The organism is Thermoactinospora rubra (assembly GCF_002093975.1).
Classification (GTDB): Bacteria; Actinomycetota; Actinomycetes; order Streptosporangiales; family Streptosporangiaceae; genus Nonomuraea; species Nonomuraea rubra_A.
In genome coordinates, this window is sequence record NZ_KZ084332.1 from 129786 (window position 1) to 151728 (window position 21943).

Sequence of the window (21943 nt, forward strand, 5' to 3'; positions counted from 1 at the left end):
CGACGACAGTGGGGTTCGTGGTGGGACTCGTGGTCAACCCGGTCGCCGGGCTGGGCGGCACGGCGGGGCTCAAGGGCAGCGACGGCGCCGAGGTGCAGCGCGCCGCGCTGGCCGCGGGCGCCACGCCCCGCTCGGGCGAGCGCGCGGCCCGCGCCGTGCGCGCCCTGCTGGCCGCCCGCCCCGGCGTGCGGCTGGTCACGGTGCCGGGGGCGATGGGGGAGGACAGCGCCCGCGCGGCCGGCGCGTCACCGGGCCTCGTCCGGCTTGCGCGACCGGCAGCCCCCACCACGACGGCGGCCGACACCCGGGCGGCGGTCCTGGCGCTACGCGACGTCGACCTCCTCCTGTTCGCGGGAGGCGACGGCACGGCGCGCGACGTGCTCGACGCCGTCCGGGAGCTCGGCGGCCAGGCGCCGCCCGTCCTCGGCGTCCCGGCCGGGGTGAAGGTCTACTCGGGCTGCTTCGCCGTGGGCCCGGCCGCCGCCGGGGAGCTCGCCGGCCTGTGGACCTCGGGCGCGACCGTCGAGGCCGAGGTCGTGGACCTGGACGAGGACCGCTACCGCCAGGGCCGGGTGAGCCCCCGCCTCTACGGCGTCCTGCGCGTCCCCGCGGCCAGGACCCGGCTGTCGGGACGCAAGACCGGCTCGGCGGCGGCCGCCCCCGGCACGGTCGAGGGCATCGCCCGCGAGGTCGTCTCCCGCATGCGGCCGGGCGTCCCCTACATCCTCGGCCCCGGCGCCACCACCCAGGCGGTCGGCAGGGCGCTTGGCCTGGCCACGACGCTGCTCGGCGTGGACGTGGTCAGGGACGGCCGGATCGTGGCCGCCGACGTCGCCGAGCGCGAGCTGGCCGGGCTGGCCGGCGGGGCGGTGCTGGTCCTGTCGGTGATCGGCGGCCAGGGCTTCGTGCTCGGCCGGGGCAACCAGCAGATCTCGCCCCGGGTGCTCAGCCGTACCGGCGGCCTGCTGGTCCTGGCCACCCAGCAGAAGCTGGCCGCGCTCGGCGGGCGGCCCCTCCTGGTCGACACGGGCGATGAGGACACCGACAGAAAGCTCAGCGGGCACGTCCAGGTGATCACCGGATACCGCGAGAGCACGATCTACCGGATGGAGACAACGTGAAGGCACTCGACGGCAAGGTCGCCATCGTCACCGGCGGCGCCTCGGGGATCGGCAGGGCCACCGCGCGGCTGTTCGCGCAGGAGGGCGCCAGGGTCGTCGTCGCCGACCTCGACGGCGAGGGCGCCCGCCGGGTCGCCGCGGAGATCGGCGGCGTGGCGGTCCAGGCGGACGTGTCGCGCCCCGAGGACTGCGAGCGGGTCGTCGCCGCGGCCGTGGACGCCTACGGCGGCCTCCACGTGCTGTTCAACAACGCCGGGATCATCCGCCGCACCACCGTGCTGGACCTCGACGTCGAGGAGTGGGACCGCGTGATGGCGGTCAACGTCCGCTCCGTCTTCCTGATGTGCAAGTACGCGATCCCCGCCATGACCGGCGGCGGCTCGATCGTCAACACCGGCTCCGGATGGGGCCTGAAGGGCGGCGCGAACGCGGTCTCCTACTGCGCCTCCAAGGCCGCCGTGGTCAACATGACGCGGGCGCTCGCGATCGACCACGCCAAGGCCGGGATCCGGGTCAACTCCGTCAATCCCGGCGACACCGACACGCCCATGCTGCGGGAGGAAGCCCGCCAGCTCGGGGAGGACTGGGCGGCGTTCGAGAAGGACGCCGCCGACCGGCCGATGGGCCGCGCGGGCACGCCGGACGAGATCGCCCGGGCCGTGCTCTTCCTGGCGAGCGACGCCGCCAGCTACATCACCGGTTCCGCCCTCGTCGTCGACGGCGGCGGGCTTGCCTAACGGAGTGTTCCCATGAAACGTGCGCTAGCCGTACTCCTCCTCGCCGCCGCGACCGCCGCCTGCAGCGGCGGAGGCGGGAGCGGGCCGGGCGTGAAGCAGCAGGGCGGCCAGGTCGTCGTCCGCTGGGCCACCTGGGGCTCGGCGGACGACATGAAGCTGTATGAGCCGTTCGTGGCGGACTTCGAAAAGCGCCACCCGGGCATCAAGCTCAAGCTGGAGTCGGTGCCCAAGTACGCCGACTACCACCCCAAGCTGCTCACCCAGCTGACCAGCAAGACGGCGCCGGACGTGTTCTTCGTCGGCGACGACAACATCGGCAAGTTCGTCTCGGCCGGGGTGCTTACCCCGCTCAACGACAAGCTGTCCGGCCCCGACTCCAAGAGCAGGCCCGAGGACTTCTTCGAGGGCGTGTACGGCGGAGCCAAGAAGGACGGCCAGATCTACGGCGTCCCGAACGACGTCAACCCCGAGGTCCTCTGGTACGACAAGAAGGCGCTCAAGGACGCCGGGATCGCCGAGGACCCCGCCGCCCTCCACGAGGCCGGGCAGTGGACGATGGCGAAATATCTGGAGATGAACGCCAAGCTGGTCCAGGCGGGCAAGTCCGGATCGCTGCTGTGGAACTGGTACGGCTCGACCTACAGCATGATCCACGGCTTCGGCGGCAAGGTCTGGGACGGCGGCAAGTTCGTCGCCACCACCGACCCCAAGGCGCGCAAGGCCCTGGAGACCCTGGCCAAGGGCTACCGGGACAAGACGTTCGTCTCGGTGGACCTCCTGCCGGCCAGCAACGGCGCCGACACCCAGTTCGTCAAGCACAAGGCCGGCTTCTACGCCGGAGGCCGCTGGGTCGTCGACGTCGTCGAGAAGGGCGGCGAGCCGGACAACTACGACATCGTGCCCTTCCCCTCCGAGACCGGCGAGCCGATCTCCGGCGCGGTGGCTGCCTCCTACCTGGCCATCAACAAGGACACCGCGCATCCCAAGGAGGCCTTCACCTTCCTGACGGAGTTCGTCAGCAAGGAGGGCCAGACGCTGCGGCTGAAGGACGGCGGCGCCGTGCCGTCGGTCAAGGGCGCCGAGTCGGTCGTGCTCACCGGCTACCCGGCCCACGCGCAGACGTTCATCGACGTGCGCGACACCGGCTTCGCCAACTACCCGGAAGAGGTGTCGGTGCCCGGCCTGACCGCCGAGATCAACGAGCACCTGCTCAAGGTCTGGCAGGGCAAGGTGCCCTTCGACCAGGGCATGACCGAGCTGCAGCGGCTCGTCGAGAGCAAACTGGGCTGACGCCGTGGCCGTCCTGACCAAGGCCAGGTCCGCCGCCGTCCCGGCCGCGCCCGTCAAGGTGCGCACCCGGGACGGCTGGTGGGCCGCCTTCTTCCTCGCTCCCCAGGTCGCGGCGCTGCTGGCCTTCCTGCTCGCGCCGCTGGTCATCGCGGTCGCGCTGGCCTTCGTCCAGTGGGACGGCCTGACCGAGATCCGCTGGGCCGGGCTGGGCAACTTCGCCGCCCAGCTGACCTCCCCCGAGTTCCTCCGCGCCGTCTGGAACACCGTCAAGCTCGGCCTCATCACCGTCCCGGTCGGCCTGGGCCTGGCGGTGGCCATCGCGGTGGGGCTGAACTCGCTGAAGGGCCGGGCCGCCAACGTCTACCGGGTCGTCTACTTCACGCCCGTCGTCACCAGCTCGGTGGCCGTCGCCCTCATCTGGCAGGTCATCCTCGCCAGCGACGAGAACGGCGTGCTCAACACCTCGCTCAAGCGCTGGCTCGGCGTGACCGGGCCGGACTGGCTGGGCGACCCCGGCTGGGTCATCGTGGCCGTCGCGATCGTGACCATCTGGTCCTCGCTCGGCCTCAACGTCGTCATCTTCCTGGCCGGGCTGCAGACCATCCCGCCGCAGCTGCTGGAGGCCGCCCGGATCGACGGCGCCGGGCCGTGGCGGGCCTTCCGGTCGGTGACGCTGCCCCTGCTGTCGCCCACGGTCTTCTTCTCCACCGTCGTCGCGGTCATCAGCTCCTTCCAGGCGTTCGACCAGATCTACGTGCTGGTCAACCCCGAGCACAACGAGGGCGCCCGCACGATCGTCTACGAGGTCTGGCGGCTCGGCTTCAAGGAGTTCGAGCTGGGCATGAGCAGCGCCGCCGCGCTCATCCTGCTCGTGCTGACGCTGCTGGCCACCCTCGCCCAGTTCGCGGCGCAAAAGCGCCTGGTCCACTACGACACCTAGAGGCATCCCATGCGCAGAGGCCAGATCGCCTTGCACGGCATGCTCGCCGCGGGCGGGCTGCTCATGCTGTTCCCCTTCGTCTGGATGCTGCTCACCTCCTTCAAGGGCGTCCGCCAGATGATCAACGATCCGATGGCCTGGCTGCCCGACCCCTGGGTGCCGCAGAACTATCCGGAGGCGCTCGGCAAGATGCCCTTCGGCCTGGCGTACTGGAACAGCTTCTACGTGGCCGTCCTGACCGTCGGGCTCACCCTGCTGACCTCGGCGATGGCCGCCTACGCCTTCGCCCGCATCCGCTTCCGCGGCTCCGGGGCGCTGTTCCTGCTGTTCCTCGTCACCCAGATGGTGCCGGTCCAGGTGACGATCGTGCCGCTGTACCTGGTGCTGGCGCGGCTCGGCTGGGTGGACTCGCACCTGGCGCTCATCGTCCCGGCGATCGCCAACCCCTTCGCGGTGTTCCTGCTGCGGCAGTTCATCCGGGCGGTGCCCCTGGAGCTGGAGGAGGCGGCCAAGCTCGACGGCGCCGGGCGGCTGCGGATCTTCTGGAGCATCGTGCTGCCGGCCATCCGGCCCGGTCTCGGCGCGCTGGGCATCATCGTGTTCCTGACCTCGTGGAACTCGTTCTTCTTCCCGATGATCTTCCTGACCTCCGAGGAGCTTTTCACCGTGCCGTTGCTGCTGCAGCGCTTCGCGAGCGAGCGAGGGGCGATCGACTACGGGCTCATCCTGGCGGCCTCGGCGATCTCGGTGATCCCGACCCTCATCGCCTTTCTCATCGGGCAGAAGCGGATCATCAACTCGCTGGCGGCGTCGGGCCTGGGAGGCCGCTGATGGAGCTGGACCTGCGGGAACGGCCGTTCACCGAGCCGAGGTCGCGGCTGCTGGTCATGGCCGCCGACGACGGCTCGCTGTGGGTGGCCCGGGCGCTCTACGAGACCCCGCCGACGGAGGCGGCCGTCCTGACGGGCCTGCGGGTCTTCGCGGGCGACCGCGAGCTGGCGGTACGGCGTGCGCTGCCGTGGCGCGTCGACTTCGACGAGGGCGTGACGCTGGCCTTCGCCGACCCGGACACCCTCGTCCTCTCCACCACCTGTGGCGGGACGTTCCGCGTCGTCTGGGACGGCGGGTCGGCGAGCCTCGGCGACTCCCTCACCCTCGTCGGCCAAGGCTCCTTCGACCCCGAGACGGTCCTCGCCGCCGCCGAAGCCCGGTGGCGCGACTGGCTCGCCCGCATGCCCGCCGTACCGGAAGACCTCCAGGACATCGCCGAGACGGCCTGGTGGACCCTCGGCGTCAACATCCTCCACATCCAAGGCGGCCAGGCCCTGGTGCCCGCCAAGAACGGCTACGTCGGCCTCTGGAACTGGGACGCCCTCTTCCACGCCGTCGGCCTCCGCCACGGCCACCCCGGCCTGGCCCGCGAGCAGATCCGCCTCCTCCTCGCCCACCAGCGCCCCGACGGGCAGCTCCCCGACGTGATCCACGACCACGGCGTGCTCGCCGAGACCGCCGACCTGCCCCGCTCCGACATCGAGCGCATGGACCGGCACGTGGGCGGCGGCGCGCCGCGCGACCCGGTCCCGGTCACCAAGCCGCCGCTGGCCGCCTGGGCGGTGTGGAAGGTCCACGAGGCCGCCCCCGACCCCGCCTTCCTGGCCGAGGTCTACGAGCCGCTCGTCCGCGCGCAGCGCTGGTGGTTCGCCTGCTCCGACCCCGACGGCGACGGCCTGGCCGAGTACCTGCACCCCTACTCCTCCGGCCTGGACGACTCGCCCATCTGGGACCTGGGCCCGCGCGCCGAGCCGCCGGACCTCAACTCCTACCTGGCCCTGCAGGCCGACTGCCTGGCCGACATCGCCGACGCGCTCGGCCGCCGGGAGGAGGCCGCCCGATGGCGCCGGGACGCGCAGGCGCTCGTCGACCTGATGGTCGCCCGGCGCTGGAGCGGCGACCGCTTCGTCACCCTGTCCGGCGGCCGGGTCGCCGACGTCAGGACGCCGCTGGAGCTGATGCCGCTGGTCACCGGCAGGCTGCCCGGGCCCGTCGCCGACCGGCTGGTGGCGGACCTGACCTCGCCGAGCTTCTGGGCGCCGGTGCCGTCGGTGGCCTTCGACGACCCCCGCTTCGACCCGGAGGCGATGTGGCGCGGCCCGGTCTGGCTGAACGTCAACCACCTGCTCATCGAGGGCCTGCACCGCTCGGGCCACCCGGACGTCGCCGACCGCCTCGCCGGCCGCGTGCTCGCCATGGTCAGGGATGGCGGCGGCCTGTATGAGTACTGGAACCCGCTGACCGGCGCCCGGGCCAAGCGCGCCGCGGCCGGCTTCGGCTGGTCGGCCGCCCTGTTCCTGGACCTGGCCGCCGGCCGCTGAGGCCGCGCCGTACGGAAGGTCACTCGAAGATCGCCGGGGGCGGCTGCGGGACGGGGACCGGCTCGCCGTCCCTGATCGGGGCCGCTCCCGCCACGAAGTTCGTCAACGCCTCGCCGTACAGGCATCTGGCCTGCGTGAGGCCGCCCGCCGCGCGGCGGCTCAGCAGGTCCACCGGCAGCGGGGACGGCGAGGCCGCGACGATGAGGTTGCCGAAGCGCCGCCCCCGCAGCACGCCGGGGTCGGCCAGCAGCGCGACGTGCCTGAAGGCGCCGTTCACGGTCGCCGCCACACGCCTGGCGAAGGCGAGCCCCTTGCCGTCGGCCATGTTGACGACCAGCGTCCCGGTGGGGCGCAGGACGCGGGCGACGTCGGCCATGTACTCGGCGGTCGCCAGTTCCACCGGCATGGTCGCCCCGGTGAACGCATCCAGGACGAACAGGTCGGCCGAGGCGTCCCACAGCCCGGTGATGCCCTCGCGGCCGTCCTGGATCCGGACCTTCAGCCGCGGCACCGACTTCAGGTCCAGCTGCTCGCGCACCAGGTTGACGAGCAGGCCGTCGTGCTCGACCACGATGTGGCGGGAGCCGGGGCGGGTGGCGGCGATGTAGCGGGGGATCGTGCAGGCGCCGCCGCCGACGTGGACGCAGCTGAGCGGGCCCTCGTCGAGCAGGTCGACGACGTCGGCGATGAGCCGTACGTACTCGAAATCCAGATATGTCGGGTCTTGAAGGTCGACATAGGACTGCGGTACGCCATCCTTGGACAGCATCCAGCCGTCCTGCCTGTCCAGGTCACGCAGCAGCTCGACCTCGCCGAAGGTCGTCTGGTAGATGCCGGGCACAGGCTCCCGCAGTCCCCTCTTCATGGAGAAAACGGTATGCGACGCCGGAGGTTGATCGCCCTCGCGGTGGCGCTCCTGGCCGTCGTGGTCTCGGGGGCCTTCGCGGTCGCGGCGGGCCGGCAGCCGGTCGGCGGCAGCGCCGCCCAGACCGCCGCCGCGTACTTCGGCGCCTGGGGGAGGGGCGAGCTGGAGGCCATGAAGAAGCTGGTCGACGACCCGCCCGAGGACTTCGCCGCCCGTCACCTCGCCCTGGCCGAAGCGCTCCACGTGGAGTCGATCACCCTGCGGCCGATGCCGCTGCGCCGTACCGGGGAGCAGACCGCGGAGGCGCCCTTCACCGGCACGCTGCGGCTGCGGGAGTTCGGGCCGTGGGAGTTCACCGCGACGTTGCGGCTGGCCGTACGGCACCGGCAGTGGAAGGTGCTGTGGTCGCCCGAGACGCTGCACCCGCTGCTGAAGGACGGCGGCAGGGTGGAGGTGCGGCGGACGCTGAGCCCGGGGGTGGAGCTGCTCACCGCGGAGGGCGATCCGATCCCGCGCAACAGCTACAACGAGCCGTACCTGGAGGAGATCGCCAAAGGGCTGGCCCCGGAGCGCGAGGGCTGGGAGCTGGTCGCGGGCGGCCGCAAGCTCAAGGAGATCCGGCCCGAACGGCGCGAGCAGCGGCTGACGCTGTCGCGGCCGGTGCAGGCCGCGGCGGCGCGGGCCCTGGACGGCGTCACGGACGCGGCGATCGTCGCGGTGCGGGCGGGCACCGGGGAGATCCTGGCCGTGTCCGACCGGCTCGTCCAGGCGGACGCGATCACCGGCTTCTACCCGCCCGGCGCCGCCTTCAAGATCGTGACCGCGGCGGCGTTGCTGAAGGCGGGACTCGACCCCGGCAGCCCGGTGGAGTGTCCTCCCTACGCGGGCGCCGTACGCAACGACGACCTCTTCGACGGCGGCGCGCTCACCTTCGAGCAGGCCTTCGGCCGGCCGTGCGCCACCACCCTGGCCCAGCAGGCGATGCGGCGGCTCACCGGCGCCGACCTGGTGGCCGCCGCGGCGGAGTGGGGGTTTGGCCGGTACCTGCCGGCCACCGGGGCGCAGGGCACCTGCGGGGGTACGCCCGACCGGCTCGCGACGCCCGACGAGGTGGAGGACGCGGCGGTCGGCTACGGGGGCGTGGCGGTCACGCCGCTGTGCATGGCGGTGATCGCCGCGACGGTGCGGGGCGGGGTGTGGCGGGAGCCCTGGCTGCTGCCGGAGCGGGACGGCGAAGCCGGGGGCACCGCGGACGCCGTGGGGGTGGATGCGGGCATCGCCGAGCAGCTCCGCCGCATGATGGAGGCCGCCGTGCCGCCCCAGGAGACGCCGGAGGACGTGGCGGCGGTCTGGGGCGGGGAGTTCCACTCCTGGTTCGTCGGCTACCGGGGCGACCTGGCGTTCTCCGTGCTGGTGGTGCGCGGCTCCGGCGCCGCGACGGACGCGCCCACGGTCGCGGCCCGATTTCTACGCGGACTTTAGCTGCGGATGGTGCTTTTCCTGGATGATCCAGGGAAGAGCGTGCGCATGGAGCTTCTGGCACGCAACTGGTGGATGTTGCTCATCCGGGGCATCGCCGCGATCATCTTCGGGATCCTGGCGATCGTCTGGCCCGGCATCACGCTGCTGGCCCTGGTCTGGCTCTTCGGGGCCTACGCGGTGGTGGACGGGGTCTTCGCGATCGGCGCGGCGTTCCGGCACTCGAGCCGGTCCAAGGTGTGGCTCCTCGTCACGGGAGTCCTCAGCGTCCTGGCGGGGATCATCGCGCTGGTCTGGCCCGGGATCACCGCGCTGGTCCTGCTGTACGTGATCGCCTTCTGGGCCGTTTTCACGGGGGTGACGGAGATCGTGGCCGGCATCCGGCTCCGCAAGGAGATCGAGAACGAGTGGATGCTCATCGTCGGCGGCGCCCTGTCGGTCATCCTGGGGATCCTGCTGGTGGCCATGCCGGCCTCGGGCGCGCTGGCCCTCGTCGTGCTCATCGGAGCCTTCGCGCTGGTGTACGGCGTGGCGCTGACGATCCTGTCGTTCAGGGTGCGCAAGCTGGCCGCCACGGCCTAGCGCCGCGGTGAAGAACCTCACGCTGTGACGTACTGATTGCGAAAAGTTTTCCGGTACATCCACGATTGGGCGGGGAAGATATGCGGTATGGACGTTCTGGACAGGCTTGCCCGCCACCTGCTGGTCGACGGCTACCGGCTGGTGCTCGACCTTGAGCGCAGCCGCGGCTCCTGGCTGGTCGACGCCCGCACCGGCCACCGCTACCTGGACTTCTACACCTTCTTCGCCTCCGCGCCCCTCGGCGTGAACCCGCCCGTGGACCGGGAGCTCCTAGGCCGGGTCGCCGCGAACAAGCCCGCCAACCCCGACATGTACACCGCCGAGCTGGCCGACTTCGTCGACACCTTCACGCGCGTCCTCGGCGACCCCGAGCTGCCGCACCTGTTCTTCGTCGAGGGCGGCGCGCTGGCCGTCGAGAACGCCCTGAAGACCGCCTTCGACTGGAAGAGCCGCCGCAACCAGGCGGCCGGCCGTTCCCCGGAGCTCGGCACCCAGGTCATGCACCTGACCCGCGCCTTCCACGGCCGCAGCGGCTACACCCTGTCCCTGACGAACACCGACCCGAACAAGACCGAGCGCTTCCCCAAGTTCCCCTGGCCCCGCATCGACGTCCCCGCCATCCACCTCGGTGACGTCGAGGCGGCCGAGGAACGCGCGCTCGCGCAGGCCAGGGCGGCCTTCGAACGCCACCCCCACGACATCGCCTGCTTCATCGCCGAGCCCATCCAGGGGGAGGGGGGCGACAACCACATGCGGCCGGAGTTCCTGCAGGCGATGCAGGCGCTCTGCCACGAGTACGACGCGCTGTTCGTCCTGGACGAGGTGCAGACCGGCGGCGGCACCACCGGCACCCCCTGGGCCTACCAGCAGCTCGGCCTGGCCCCGGACATCGTCGCGTTCGCCAAGAAGGTCCAGGTCGGCGGCATCATGGCGGGCCGCCGCGTCGACCTGGTGCCGGACAACGTCTTCCGGGTCAGCGGGCGGATCAACTCCACCTGGGGCGGCGGGCTGACCGACATGGTCCGCTCGCGGCTGCTCCTGGAGATCATCGAACGCGACTCGCTCATCCCGCGCGCCGGGCGCCTGGGCGAGTGGCTCCTCGAACGGCTCGCCAAGCTCCAGGCCGAACACCCCGAGCTGGTCTCCAACACGCGCGGCCGGGGGCTCATGTGCGCCTTCGACCTGCCGGACCCCGGCGTGCGCGACGCCGTCATCGCGCGGCTGCGTGAGGAGGAGCGGGTGCTCGTGCTTCCCTCGGGCGAGCGGTCCATCCGCCTCCGCCCGGCGCTCAACGTGGCGGAGGAGGACCTGGAGTTCGCCCTGGCCGCGTTCTCGCGGGTCCTGTCCCGCGTCTGACGCTCCCGCGGCCGGGGAACGCGACAGGGCCCGGCCGGCGCAGGCGAGGGGACGCGCGTCCCCTCGCCTTCCCCGTTGTGGGTCCGGCTAGGAATCCTGGCCCTGCACGAGCGCGGTGTCCTGTCCGGATGGACGGCTGAGCCACACCTTGATGGCGGTGACCCGCGAGTCGACGCCCAGCTTCGCGTAGATGCGGTTGACATGGTTCTTGACGGTCTTCTCGCTGAGGAACAACCGTCGTGCTATCTGCCCGTTGGACTCGCCACGGGCGATCAGGTCCATGACCTCGGCTTCTCGCTTGCTCAACGAGACGGCCACGTGCTCGGACGTTGCGTCGTCGACTCTCATCCGGCCTCCGGGGCGGCGAAGACGGTCAGATCGCCGAGGGCCCCCGTGCTTCCGGCGTGAACGCTAGACAGCGAGCATAACTCGCATTGTCATGATTTTGGGACGAGACGCAGAAAACCACAACAGTCCGATTCCGCCGTCTAGCGGATTGTCACCGCCGGACGGGGTGGGGAGCCGGGGGGAGCAGCGCCTCCGCCAGGGCGCGGGCCTGCCGGGCCGGTCCGTCGGCGCCGAGGGCCTGGACGGAGGCGTAGGCGCCCTCCATGACCAGCGCGAGCCGGTCGGCCAGCACCGCGGGGTCGTCCACCGGGGCGCCGCGCGCCAGGTCGTCGGCGAGCTCGCCGAAGCGGGCGCGGACCCATTCCTTGAGGGCGACGGAGTGCCGGTGCCCGGGCACGCCGGGATCCGGGAACTCGGTCAGCGTCATGAGGAAGGGGCAGCCGCGGCAGCGGTCCGGATGGATCTGCTCCATGAGCGAGTCGAACACCGCCAGGATGCGCTCCCGCGGGTCGGGCCCGGCGCGGCGGACCGCCTCGTCGAACCACTCCCGGTACCCGGCCTCGGCGCGTTCGACGTAGGCGGCGACGAGGTCGTCCTTGGAGGGGAACAGCCGGTAGAGCGTCGTCGGGGCGATCCCGGCCTCGGCGGCCACCTTGTCCACGCCCACGGCCCGGATGCCCTGCCAGTAGAACAGCTCGTGGGCGACCTCCAGCACGTGCCGGCGGGTCTCGGCCGAGCTGCGGCGGGCCGCTCTCGCTTTCGCCATGGCATCGAGTGTAGCCATTTGTTAGGGATCGTTCCCTTGGGGGTGTGATCCCCGTCACGGTGGCCTGCCGGAATCACGGCGCCCTGCCACCTGTTGTTAGGGAACGATCCCTAACAAAGGATGGAGCGATGACTGGACTCACAGGGAAGACGGCACTGGTCACGGGCGCCTCGCGGGGCATCGGACGCTCGATCGCCGAACGGCTGGCCGCCGACGGCGCCCTGGTGGCGGTGCACTACGGCAGCAACGACGCCGCGGCCGAGCAGACCGTGGCGGCGATACGGCGGAGCGGGGGCCAGGCCTTCGCCGTGCGGGCCGAGCTGGGCGTGGACGGGGACGTCGACACGCTGTTCGCCGGGCTGGAACGAGGGCTGGAGGGGCGGCCGCTGGACATCCTCGTCAACAACGCCGCCATCATGGACTACGACGCCACGATCGAGAAGGCGACCCCCGAGGCGTACGAGAGGCTGTTCGCGGTCAACGTGCGGGCGCCGCTGTTCATCACCCAGCGGGCGCTGAAGATCATGCCGGACGGCGGGCGCATCATCAACGTCTCCTCGGGCGTGACGTGGTTCGCCATCCCCGAGGTCGTCTACTCCATGACCAAGGGCGCGCTGAACGTCCTCACGCGCTCGCTGGCCCACACCCAGGGCGCGCGGGGCATCACGGTCAACACCGTGTCCCCGGGCATCACGGAGACCGACATGAACGGCTGGCTGGGCGACCCGGAGTCGGCCCAGAAGGTGGCCGGCATGACGGCGCTCGGCCGCCACGGGCAGCCCGGCGACATCGCCGACGCCGTGGCGTTCTTCGCCTCCGACGACGCCCGGTGGGTCACCGGCCAGGTCCTGGAGACCAACGGCGGCCTGTGGCTCGGCCCCCGCGGGGAGCGCTGACCCTTCCCGCCGGCGCCCAGGAAACCGTTTGCGGAACCGCTCCCACCATCCGCATCCTTGCCTGGTGGCCATCCTGGAAGCGCGCTCCCTGACCAAGCGGTTCGGCGCCGTCACGGCCGTGGACGGGCTCGACCTCGCCGTGGGCCGCGCCGAGGTCGTCGGCCTGCTGGGGCCCAACGGCGCGGGCAAGTCCACGACCCTCCACATGCTGCTCGGCCTCATCACCCCCGACGAGGGCAGCGTCACGATGTTCGGCAAGGACCTCCACCGCAACCGGGTGGAGGTCCTCAGCCGCATCAACTTCGCCGCCAGCTACGTCGACCTCCCCGGCACCCTGCACGTGCAGGAGGTCCTGGAGGTCTTCGCCGACCTCTACGCCGTCGACCGGCCCGCCGCGAAGGTCGCCGCGCTCCTCGACCTGCTGGAGCTCGGCCCCCTGCGCAGGCGGAAGGTCATGGAGCTGTCCTCCGGCCAGCGGACCCGCGTGCAGCTGGCCAAGGCCCTGCTCAACGAGCCGGACCTGCTGATCCTCGACGAGCCGACCGCCAACCTCGACCCCGACGCCGGCGACCGCATCCGCACGCTCCTGGTACGGCTGGCCAGGGAGGAGGGCAGGGCCATGCTGATCACCTCGCACAACATGCCCGAGGTGGAGCGGATGTGCGACCGGATCCACTTCATGGCCGAGGGCCGCATCGTCGCCAGCGGGAGCGCCGCCGAGCTGGCGGCCTCCTTCGAGGCCGACGATCTGGAAGCGGTGTTCCTGAAGGTGGCACGCGGATGACGACGACCCTCCCCCCTCTCGCCACCCTCCCTCCCCTCGGCGCCCGGGCGCGCGGCCGTCGTGTGCTCGGCGTGGTACGCCGTGACTTCGCGGCGCTGCGGCGCAGCCCCATCCGCATGTTCGAGATCGTGTTCTGGCCCACGGTCGAGCTGGTGCTGTGGGGGTTCGTCACCCTCTTCCTGCAGACGCAGAAGGTGCCCTTCGCGGTCGGCTTCCTGCTCGGCGCGGTGCTGCTCTGGCAGGTCCTGCAGAAGGCCAGCAACGAGATCTCCATCGCCTTCCTGGAGGACATCTGGAGCAGGAACCTCCTCAACGTGCAGGTCAGCCCGCTGTCCAGCGTGGAGTACCTGATCGGGCTGATGGTGTTCTCGCTGGGCAAGGTGGCCTTCGCGGTCGCGGTCATGTCGGCGCTGTGCCTGGCGCTGTACGGCTTCGGCGTCACCGCCATGGGCCTCGGCCTGGTGCCGTTCATGGCCCTGCTGCTGGTCATGGGCTGGAGCCTGGGCCTGGTGGGCATCGCGGCCGTGCTCAGGTTCGGCGAGAACGCCCAGGTCATCGCCTGGTCTCTGGTGTTCGTCGCGCAGCCCCTGACCGGCATCTTCTACCCGGTCAGCGTGCTGCCCGCGCCTCTTCAGACGGTCGCCCACCTCATCCCGGGCACGTACGTCTTCGAGGGCATGCGCACGGTGCTGAACGGCGGCGCCGTGCCGTGGGGCGACCTGGCGCTCGCGGCCCTGCTCGACGTCGTCTATCTGGGGATCTCCCTGGCCGTCTTCGGCTGGGCCCTGCGGTACGCCAGGGCGCACGGCAAGCTGTCCCGCTTCGGCGAGTGACGGTTCTCTCCATGCGAAAGGCCCGGTCACCTCGGTGACCGGGCCTTCCCCGTGGGGTGAGCGATGGGACTTGAACCCACGACATCCAGGACCACAACCTGGCGCTCTGCCAACTGAGCTACGCCCACCATGCGCGCCGCGCGAGCGGCACAGGAAAAGTGTAGCGGTGTTCCGGAGTTCTCACGCCACCCGATTAGCGGGTCACGCCCTCGGCGAGCGCGCGGGCGGTCGCCGAGTCGGGGCCGGGCTGGCCGACGAAGACCGCGGCGCGGTAGTAGCGAAGCTCCCGGATGCTCTCGGTGATGTCGGCGAGCGCGCGGTGCCCGCCCTGCTTCTCGGGCGCGGCGAAGTACACCCGCGGGTACCAGCGGCGCACCAGCTCCTTGATGGAGGAGACGTCGATCATGCGGTAGTGGAGGTAGGCGTCGACCGCGGGCATGTCGCGGGCGAGGAACGTGCGGTCGGTGCCGATGGAGTTGCCGCACAGCGGCGCCTTCTTGGGCTCGGCGATGTGCCGGCGCACGTAGTCGAGCACGAGCGACTCGGCCTCGGCCAGCGTGACTCCCTCCGCCAGTTCCGGCAGCAGGCCGGAGGCGGTGTGCATCTCGCGCACCACCTGCGACATCTGCTCCAGCGCCTCCGGCGGCGGCTTGATGACGACGTCGACGCCCTCGTCCAGCTGGTTCAGCTCGCTGTCGGTGACCACGCAGGCCACCTCGATGAGCGCGTCACGCCCCAGGTCGAGCCCGGTCATCTCGCAGTCGATCCAGACCAGGAAGTCACTCATGCAGTCTCCTTGCCTCTACAGACAAGGGTAGGGGTTGTGTGACACAGCGCATCCGTTGCCCGGAATGTGGGAAGTGTCGAACAAGTCTTAGGATGCCTGCAGCGAGTCCAGCACCTTGCCGACGACGTCGGTGCCGAGGTTGTCGGGCACCGAGACGTAGACCAGGGCGGGCGTTTCACCGTTGCGGTCCACCAGCACCAGCGCGCCGCGCTCCTTCTTCCACTTGTAGCCGTTCTTCTCCGACTCCTCGGAGAAGTCCAGCTCGAACTCCAGCAGCCAGGCGTCGTGGTCGCCGACCTTGATGGCCTTGTTCTGCAGGATCTTGCGGGAGTGCTTGATGCCGTAGAAGCGGGAGAAGTCCACGAACACCGTGGCGACGGTGCTCTGCAGGCTCTCCTTGCCGGTGTAGGGGTAGATCTGGTTCAGCGGGCCGGTGTAGACGTTGCCGATCCAGTCGTCCTCGCCGTTGTACTTCTCGTGCGAGACCGCCTGGACGGCGGCGGTCCACACCTGCATGCGCGGGTCGGTGCCGTTGATCTGCGAGTACTGCGGCACCGTCCAGCCCTCGGGCACCTCGAAGGAGATGCCGGTCTGCGGGTCGGTGACGCGGCCGTTCTGCGGCTGGGGCAGCTCGCCGGCGGGCTGCGTGGGCGCCTGCGTGGGCGGCTCGGTCTCCTCGGGCGTGGGCTGCGACTCCGAGAGCGTGGGCACCGGGGAGGGCTCGGCGGTGACGGTGCCGGACCGGTTGATGAGCACGACCGCGACCGTGACGATCAGCCCCACCACGACCAGCGCGGCGATGCCGCCCAGCACCCAGGGCAGCGCGCCGCCGCCCTTCTTGGGCGGGGCGCCGAAGCCCGGCGCGGGCATCTGGGCGGTGCCCCACTGCGGCTGGCCCTGTCCCGGCTGTCCCGGCTGGCCCTGCCACGCCCCCCACTGCTGCTGCTGGCCGCCCGGCGCGAAATCGCCGCCCGGCGCCGGCTGGCCGCCCCACGCGGGCTGGCCCCCGCTCCCCGGAGACGCTCCGCCGTACGGCTGGGCCCCGCTTCCCGGTGACGCTCCGCTGGGCGGCTGGCCGTACACCCCCTGCTGACCCTGGCCGTAGATGGGCTCGCCGAACCGCAGCGTCGGGTTGGCCGGGCTGGCCGACGGGTCAGGGGAGGGCGGCGCGGAGGGGCCGGTCCCCGGCTGCGGCTGGGCCGTGCCCGCGGGCTGTTCCAGCGGGTGGGTGGCGTCGGTCCACTGGTTGCCGTCCCACCAGCGAAGAAGCGGCGATCCGTAGGGGTCGGGATACCAGCCTGCGGGGGTCTGCGGAGTCATGGACGTCAGAGTAGTAAGAACCGGTTTGAGATGCATTGTTCAGCATGAATAGCTGAACGTGGCCTTGTCGCGAAGGGCCTTCCCGGCGGGCACCGGGGACAGGACGTGCAGCGTGGCGGTGTACTTCTTCTTGCCTTCGCCCTTCACGGTCCACTCCAGCGGCACCGTCACCGACGTCTTGCCCTCGGAGACGACCTCCTTCTGCTGGATGCGCTCCTTGCGGTCGCTGCGCTGCCACTCGTAGACGATCGTCCCGGCCGAGCCGTTGGTCCGCAGCGTCCCCACGATCCGCACGACCGCGTCGCAGCCCTGCGTCTTCTTCGGCGCCACGACCTCCACCGACTGCACGGCCAGCGGCGCCGAGGAGCCGCCCAGCCGCATCCAGGCCAGCACCGCCCCCGCGAGGATCAGCGCGAAGACGGCCGCGGCGCCGACGGTGGTCCAGCGGCCCGTACGGCGGCGCCGGGCCCGGGGAGGGGCGGCGCCGGCGGCCCAGATCTTCTCGGCCGTGGTCTGCTGCGCGCCGGCTTCGGTGGGACGGCCGGGTACGCCGGGCCCGAAGTGCTGCGCCGAGCCGGGGACGTGGAGCAGGGTGACGATCTCCCCCTCGTCCTCCCCCTCGCCCGCCGCATGGCCCGGGGGCGCGGCCGGGACCGCCCACCGGCGGGCCGCCTCCGCCAGCCGGTCCCTGCCGATGGCGCCCAGCGCGTCGCGCCCGGCCAGCAGCGTGTCCCTGGCGGCGGCCAGGCCGTGGGTCGTGGCCGTGGCGGCGGCGCGTTCGAACAGGTCTGCGGCGCGTGCCGTACCCGCCACCGCCGCCAGGCCGCGGGCCAGCGCCGCCCAGGCCACCACGTCGCGGTCGGCGGAGGGCTGCTGCCCGCGGACGGCGTCGGCCAGCCCGCGCTCGGCCAGCAGCGCGGCTCCGTCCTCGGCGATCACCACCGTGCCGGGGTGCAGCGAGCCGTGGGCGATGCCCGAGGAGTGCAGGGCCAGCAGGGTCTGCGCGGTCTCCACCAGAACGGCGGCGGCCGAGGGCGGGTCCAGCCCGGGGCGGGACATCAGGTCCGACAGCGTCGGCGTGGTGGCCTGGCGGGTCAGCAGCCACACCTCCTCGCCGGCCGCCACCATGTCGGCGACGGGCACCAGCCCCGCGATCCCGGCCTGGGTGAGCTGCCGGTCGGTCACGACGGTGGAGACCACCCGGTCACGCACGCCCGGCAGGCTCATCACCGCCGGGTCGAAGCGCAGCGCGCCGCCGCGCCGCCCGTCGGGGCCCACCGCGTCGATCCACGTGCCGAGCTCGGTCACCCGGGTGCGTTCGGTGAGCTGGAAGCCCGCGATCCCGTGCCTGGCCGACTGGTCGCTCATCCTCCGATCCTCCTGCGGCGCCGCCCGGCGACGTGGCCGGTCACCGTCAGTGTGACGGGTACGGTCCCCGACGTCACCAGCCCGAGCGCGAGCAGCGCGGCGGGGGCGGCGGCCATGGCGGACGGCGTCGGGCCGGGCGGGGTCGCCGAGGGGGCGGGCGGCCCGTCGGTGTCGGTGCTGGAGGTCGTGGGCGAGGACGAGGTCGTGGGCGTCGTGGTGGCGGTCGCGGTCTGGGACGGCGTGGAGGTCGGCGTCCGGGTCGGCGTGGGCCTGGTGGGACGCGGCGTGGGGGGCCGTTGCGACGTGGTGGTCGCCGAGGGGGTGGGCGTGGGCTTGCCGCGCGACGGCTCGCCGGTCTGACCCGGCCAGGTCCGGCCGGGCGCGTCCTTGGAGGGGGACGGCTTGGCGGTGCTCTTGGCGGGGCTCGCCTTGGGCGTCGGGGCGCGCGTCTGCGTCGGCGTCGGGGTGGCGCTCGGCGGGACGGTGGGCCGGCCCGTCGCTGGGGCGGTGGGACTCGGCTCGGCCTGCTCGGGAGTGGGCTCGGACGCGGTGGGGGTGGGATCCTCCCCGCCCTGCTCGGCCTGCGGCGGCGGCAGCGTGGGCGACAGGGTGGCGGGCGAGAGCGCGCTCGTCCGGGCCCGCAGCTCCGCGTCGCCGCGCCCCGACACGAGGATCGCCACGGTGGAGATCACCAAGCCCGCGCAGACCGCTCCGACGGCCAGCTTGACCGCGCGCCCCCGCATGCCGGGCAGCCTGCTCTCGGCCAGCGTGCTGGCCGACTGCGCCGGCGGCTCCTGGCCGCCGGGGAACAGCACGAGCAGCAGCCCGGCCAGCCGGGCCAGGCGGCGCCTGCCGCGCTCCTCCCAGTCCGGCCCGTACGCCGCCGCCGCGACGGCCTCCAGCTCCGTCACGAACGCCTCGGCGGAGGGCGGCCGGTCGTCGGGGTTCTTGGCCAGCCCGCGCTCCACGAGCCCCTGCAGGGGTTCGGGCACCTGCTCCACCGGCGGCGGCGTGCTGTGGTGCTGCCTGGCCAGCGCGGCGATGTTGGCCGCCCGGTAGGGGCGGGTGCCGGTCAGGCACTCGAAGAACACGGCGGTGGCGGCGTAGACGTCGGTGGCGGGCGTGGCGGCCCCGCCGCTCCACTGCTCGGGCGCCATGTAGGCGGGCGTCCCCGCGGCCGAGGCGCCCGTCCCGGCCCGTACGGCGATGCCGAAGTCGACGAGCTTGCTCACGCCGTCGCCGCGGACGATGACGTTCTCGGGCTTGTAGTCCCGGTGCACCACGCCCGCGGCGTGCGCGGCGGCCAGCCCCCGCAGGGAGCCCTTCAGCACGGTGAGCGCCGCCTCCGGCCCGGTGGGCCCCTCCGAGCCGAGGAGCTCGCGCAGCGAGACGCCGTCGATGAGCTCCATGACGATGGCGGCGCCCTCGCCGGTCTCCACGTAGTCGATCAGCCGGGCGTTGTGCGGGCTGCGCACCGAGGCCAGCAGCCTGGCCTCGTGGCGGAACCGGGCGACGAAGCCGACGTCGGCTCTGAGCTCGTCGGACAGGTACTTGACGGCCACCTCGGCGCCGTCGCTGTCGCGGGTGGCCAGCATCACGCGCCCGGACGCTCCCGCGCCCAGCTCGCGCACGTGCGTGTAGCCGGGGACCCGCCACCGTCCGTCGGGCATGCCGTTCATCAGGGTCTCCTAATTCTGGGCCCCCATCCCGCATCAGACGGACGGTACGGTAGCCGACTCATGTGACTAACGTCCGGGAGTTTAGTGGTTGATTTTTGGTGAATGTCGTGAATCACCCGGGCTGCTGGCAGGGTGGCGTGGCTCCCGAGGCGGTGTCCGAGCCGCCGGCCGCCTGGGGCACGGTGGAGGCCGTGATCGCCCACTTCCCGCCGCACGTGACCTTCAGGGAGGTGGAGGAGCGCACCTGCTGCTGGTAGACGGTCTCACCCGACAGGGTGTACTCGCCGGTGTTCACCACTTGGCCGTCGAGCAGGTAGGACACGCGCAGCCGTACCGGCTGGGCGTTCTCCGCGGTGACCCGCACCAGCGCGGAGAAGACGCCGTCGCCGAAGGCGGCCCGCTGGATCGCGACGGCCTGCACCGCGGCGGGGCAGGTGACGCGCACCTGGTCGGTGGCGGTCTGGCCGCCCGCGCGCGCCACGATGGACACCACCTGACCGCACGGCGGCTGCCGGAAGACATGGCGCAGGCTCCGCTGGTAGGAGGTGTCGCCGGACAGCGTGTCGGCGGTCCCGGCGATCCGCCTGCCGTCCAGGCGCAGCTCGGCGGCCAGCTCCACCGCGTCGGTGCCGCTGGCGCGCACCGTGACCTGCCCCTGGGCCACGCCGTCGGCGTTGACCCGGACCGAGGCCGACAGGCCGGTCACCCGGGTCGGGCACCTGGGCACGTCGTAGGCGGCGCCGCGCGACCAGCCGGGCGCGGTGACGGTCAGCGTGACGCGCCGGCCGCAGGGGTGCTCGCCCAGGTCGCGCGAGAGCGTGCGGGTGTAGGAGGTGGCGCCGCTCAGCCGTACGCGCTGGGTGAGGATCGTCTCGCCGTCCACGGCGAACCGCGCGGTGAGGGCGATCTCGGCCTGGCCGGTGGTGCGCACGGACAGGGTGGCGCTCGCCCGGCCGTCCTCGGTCACGCTCAGCCCGGACACGCCCATGCCCGCGATCCGGGTGGGCGGCGTGGGCGTCACCGTGGGCGTCGGCTTGCCCGTCGGCTTACTCGTGGGCTTGGCCGTCGGTTTGGCCGTCGGTTTGGCCGTGGGCTTGGCCGTCGGCTTGCTCGTCGGCTTGACGGTGGGGGATGCCGAGGGCTGGGCCACCGGCTCCCGGCTCGGCGTCGGCCCGGCGGTGGGCTCCCCGGACTCCCCCGACGTCGGCTCGGCCGACCCCGGCTCGGTGGACGGCTCGGCGGACGGCTCGGCGGACGGCTCGACAGGCGAGGGCGACGGGTCGACGAGGGACCCCGCGCCGGGGGACTCGGAAGGCCCAGGGGTCGCGGCCACGGCCTGCACGGGCGTGACCGGTGGCGTGCCGTCCCGACTGGCCAGCACCGCCCACGTCACCGTGCCGGCGACCACGACGCTGGCCACGCCCGCGGTCAGCCGTACGGCGTTGCGCCGGGCCGTGTTGAGCACGCTGCGGAACAGGGTGGACCCGGTGGCGGGCGGCGCGGGGGCGGCGGGCTGCTCGGGCAGCAGCGTGGGCAGCAACGCCACCAGCGCGGCCAGCCGCCGCCTGCCGCGCTCCTCCCAGTCCTCGCCGTAGGCGGCCGACGCCGCCTGCTCCAGCTCGCGCAGGAACGACAGCGCGCCCGGCGGCCGGTTGGCGGGGTTCTTGGCCATGCCGCGCATGACCAGCCCGCGCAGCGGCTCCGGCACGTCACCCACCGGGACCGGCGCGTGCAGGTGCTGGTAGCCGAGCACGCTGGGCTCGGTGGAGCGGTAGGGCCGGTGCCCGGCCAGGCACTCGAAGAAGGTCGCGGTGGCCGCGTAGACGTCGGTCGCGGGCGAGGCGGGCGCACCCGCCCACAGCTCGGGCGCCATGTACGGCGGGGTGCCCTCCGCCCGGGTGGCGGCGCCCCGCCGTACGGCGATGCCGAAGTCGACGAGCTTGCTCAACCCGTCCTCGCGGACGACGACGTTCTCGGGCTTGTAGTCGCGGTGGACCACGCCGGCCTGGTGCGCCCTGGCCAGTCCCAGCAGCGAGCCCTTGAGCACCACGAGGGCCGCCTCGGGCCCGGTCGCGCCGTGCTCGCGCAGCAGGGCGCGCAGGGAGACGCCGTTGACCAGCTCCATCACGATCGCCGCGCCCTCGGGCTCCTGGATGTACTCCCACAGCGTGGCGATGTGCTGGTCGCGCAAGGTGGTGAGCAGCCGCGCCTCCGACTGGAACCTGCCGAGCGCGACGGGATCCCGGCGCAGGTCGTCCGCCAGGTACTTGATGGCGACCTTGACGCCGGTCTCGGCGTGCACGGCCAGGACCACCCGGCCGCTTCCCCCCGCCCCGAGCTGCCGGATCTCGGTGTAGCCCGGAGCGGTCCATTCGGTCATGGCGATCTCCCGTCAGGAAAGGCCCATCCGATGAGACGTC

Annotated in this window: 20 protein-coding genes and 1 tRNA gene; 12 read left to right on the top strand and 9 right to left on the bottom strand. The window is 72.4% G+C overall.

The window, feature by feature from the left end; translation table 11 throughout:
• Positions 1-17: 17 nt before the first annotated feature.
• From BSB02_RS12600 to BSB02_RS12625, 6 genes are read left to right on the top strand one after another with little or no spacing between them, the layout of a single operon-like run.
• Positions 18-1121, top strand: a complete 1104-nt coding sequence (locus tag BSB02_RS12600; RefSeq protein WP_240506387.1) for an ATP-NAD kinase family protein — start codon at positions 18-20, stop codon at positions 1119-1121.
• The gene (locus BSB02_RS12605; RefSeq protein WP_084958940.1) at positions 1118-1858 is read left to right on the top strand and encodes an SDR family NAD(P)-dependent oxidoreductase; all 741 of its coding nucleotides are present in this window, start codon (positions 1118-1120) and stop codon (positions 1856-1858) included. Before BSB02_RS12600 ends, BSB02_RS12605 begins: the two co-directional genes overlap by 4 nt.
• A 12-nt stretch (positions 1859-1870) precedes the next feature.
• Entirely contained in the window at positions 1871-3148 is a 1278-nt protein-coding gene (locus BSB02_RS12610) for an ABC transporter substrate-binding protein (RefSeq protein ID WP_084958941.1), read from the top strand.
• A 4-nt stretch (positions 3149-3152) separates the two neighbouring features.
• A complete protein-coding gene (locus tag BSB02_RS12615) occupies positions 3153-4088 on the top strand; it encodes a carbohydrate ABC transporter permease (protein WP_084958942.1) in 936 nt (311 codons plus the stop codon).
• A gap of 9 nt (positions 4089-4097) precedes the next feature.
• Positions 4098-4919 (top strand): carbohydrate ABC transporter permease, encoded by an 822-nt coding sequence (locus tag BSB02_RS12620; RefSeq protein WP_084958943.1) that lies wholly within the window; start codon positions 4098-4100, stop codon positions 4917-4919.
• Positions 4919-6460, top strand: a complete 1542-nt coding sequence (locus BSB02_RS12625; RefSeq protein WP_143590557.1) for an amylo-alpha-1,6-glucosidase — start codon at positions 4919-4921, stop codon at positions 6458-6460. Before BSB02_RS12620 ends, BSB02_RS12625 begins: the two co-directional genes overlap by 1 nt.
• 19 nt (positions 6461-6479) lie before the next feature.
• On the opposite strand, the gene BSB02_RS12630 is transcribed toward BSB02_RS12625, so the two are convergent.
• Positions 6480-7325 carry a spermidine synthase gene (locus BSB02_RS12630; protein ID WP_143590559.1) on the bottom strand — a complete coding sequence of 282 codons (846 nt, stop codon included), beginning with the start codon at positions 7323-7325 and terminating at the stop codon, positions 6480-6482.
• Between the two features lie 12 nt (positions 7326-7337).
• Here BSB02_RS12630 and BSB02_RS12635 point away from each other — a divergent pair, with 12 nt between their 5' ends.
• The 3 genes from BSB02_RS12635 (at position 7338) to lat (ending at position 10742) form a co-directional block, all read left to right on the top strand.
• Entirely contained in the window at positions 7338-8807 is a 1470-nt protein-coding gene (locus tag BSB02_RS12635) for a penicillin-binding transpeptidase domain-containing protein (RefSeq protein ID WP_084958944.1), read from the top strand.
• Between the two features lie 45 nt (positions 8808-8852).
• Complete coding sequence (locus tag BSB02_RS12640) at positions 8853-9386, top strand: HdeD family acid-resistance protein (protein WP_084958945.1); 534 nt, start codon at positions 8853-8855, stop codon at positions 9384-9386.
• A gap of 87 nt (positions 9387-9473) precedes the next feature.
• Positions 9474-10742: an L-lysine 6-transaminase gene (gene lat, locus BSB02_RS12645; protein ID WP_084958946.1), complete on the top strand. Its 1269-nt coding sequence runs from the start codon at positions 9474-9476 to the stop codon at positions 10740-10742.
• An 87-nt stretch (positions 10743-10829) separates the two neighbouring features.
• On the opposite strand, the gene BSB02_RS12650 is transcribed toward lat, so the two are convergent.
• A complete protein-coding gene (locus BSB02_RS12650) occupies positions 10830-11090 on the bottom strand; it encodes a helix-turn-helix domain-containing protein (protein ID WP_084958947.1) in 261 nt (86 codons plus the stop codon).
• 151 nt (positions 11091-11241) lie between these two features.
• Complete coding sequence (locus BSB02_RS12655; protein WP_084958948.1) at positions 11242-11856, bottom strand: TetR/AcrR family transcriptional regulator; 615 nt, start codon at positions 11854-11856, stop codon at positions 11242-11244.
• A gap of 128 nt (positions 11857-11984) precedes the next feature.
• Between BSB02_RS12655 and BSB02_RS12660 the strand changes: the two genes are divergently transcribed.
• The 3 genes from BSB02_RS12660 to BSB02_RS12670 all read left to right on the top strand — a co-directional run bounded on the left by BSB02_RS12660 (position 11985) and on the right by BSB02_RS12670 (position 14369).
• Complete coding sequence (locus BSB02_RS12660; protein WP_084958949.1) at positions 11985-12752, top strand: SDR family NAD(P)-dependent oxidoreductase; 768 nt, start codon at positions 11985-11987, stop codon at positions 12750-12752.
• A gap of 64 nt (positions 12753-12816) precedes the next feature.
• Positions 12817-13536 carry an ABC transporter ATP-binding protein gene (locus tag BSB02_RS12665; protein WP_084958950.1) on the top strand — a complete coding sequence of 240 codons (720 nt, stop codon included), beginning with the start codon at positions 12817-12819 and terminating at the stop codon, positions 13534-13536.
• On the top strand, positions 13533-14369 hold the full coding sequence (locus tag BSB02_RS12670) for an ABC transporter permease (protein WP_084958951.1): 837 nt from the start codon (positions 13533-13535) through the stop codon (positions 14367-14369). Before BSB02_RS12665 ends, BSB02_RS12670 begins: the two co-directional genes overlap by 4 nt.
• A 52-nt stretch (positions 14370-14421) precedes the next feature.
• Here the strand turns inward: BSB02_RS12670 and BSB02_RS12675 are convergent.
• The 6 genes from BSB02_RS12675 to BSB02_RS12700 form a co-directional block, all read right to left on the bottom strand.
• A tRNA-His gene (locus tag BSB02_RS12675) sits at positions 14422-14497 on the bottom strand.
• A 65-nt stretch (positions 14498-14562) separates the two neighbouring features.
• On the bottom strand, positions 14563-15156 hold the full coding sequence (gene orn / locus BSB02_RS12680; protein WP_084958952.1) for an oligoribonuclease: 594 nt from the start codon (positions 15154-15156) through the stop codon (positions 14563-14565).
• A gap of 87 nt (positions 15157-15243) precedes the next feature.
• A complete protein-coding gene (locus BSB02_RS39540) occupies positions 15244-16476 on the bottom strand; it encodes a DUF2510 domain-containing protein (protein WP_158088612.1) in 1233 nt (410 codons plus the stop codon).
• Positions 16477-16515: 39 nt separating this feature from the next.
• Positions 16516-17844, bottom strand: a complete 1329-nt coding sequence (locus BSB02_RS12690; protein WP_084958953.1) for a protein kinase family protein — start codon at positions 17842-17844, stop codon at positions 16516-16518.
• Positions 17841-19523 (bottom strand): serine/threonine-protein kinase, encoded by a 1683-nt coding sequence (locus BSB02_RS12695; protein WP_084958954.1) that lies wholly within the window; start codon positions 19521-19523, stop codon positions 17841-17843. The genes BSB02_RS12690 and BSB02_RS12695 overlap by 4 nt, the downstream gene beginning before the upstream one ends.
• A 112-nt stretch (positions 19524-19635) precedes the next feature.
• A complete protein-coding gene (locus tag BSB02_RS12700) occupies positions 19636-21903 on the bottom strand; it encodes a protein kinase domain-containing protein (protein WP_084958955.1) in 2268 nt (755 codons plus the stop codon).
• Between the last annotated feature and the right edge of the window lie 40 nt (positions 21904-21943).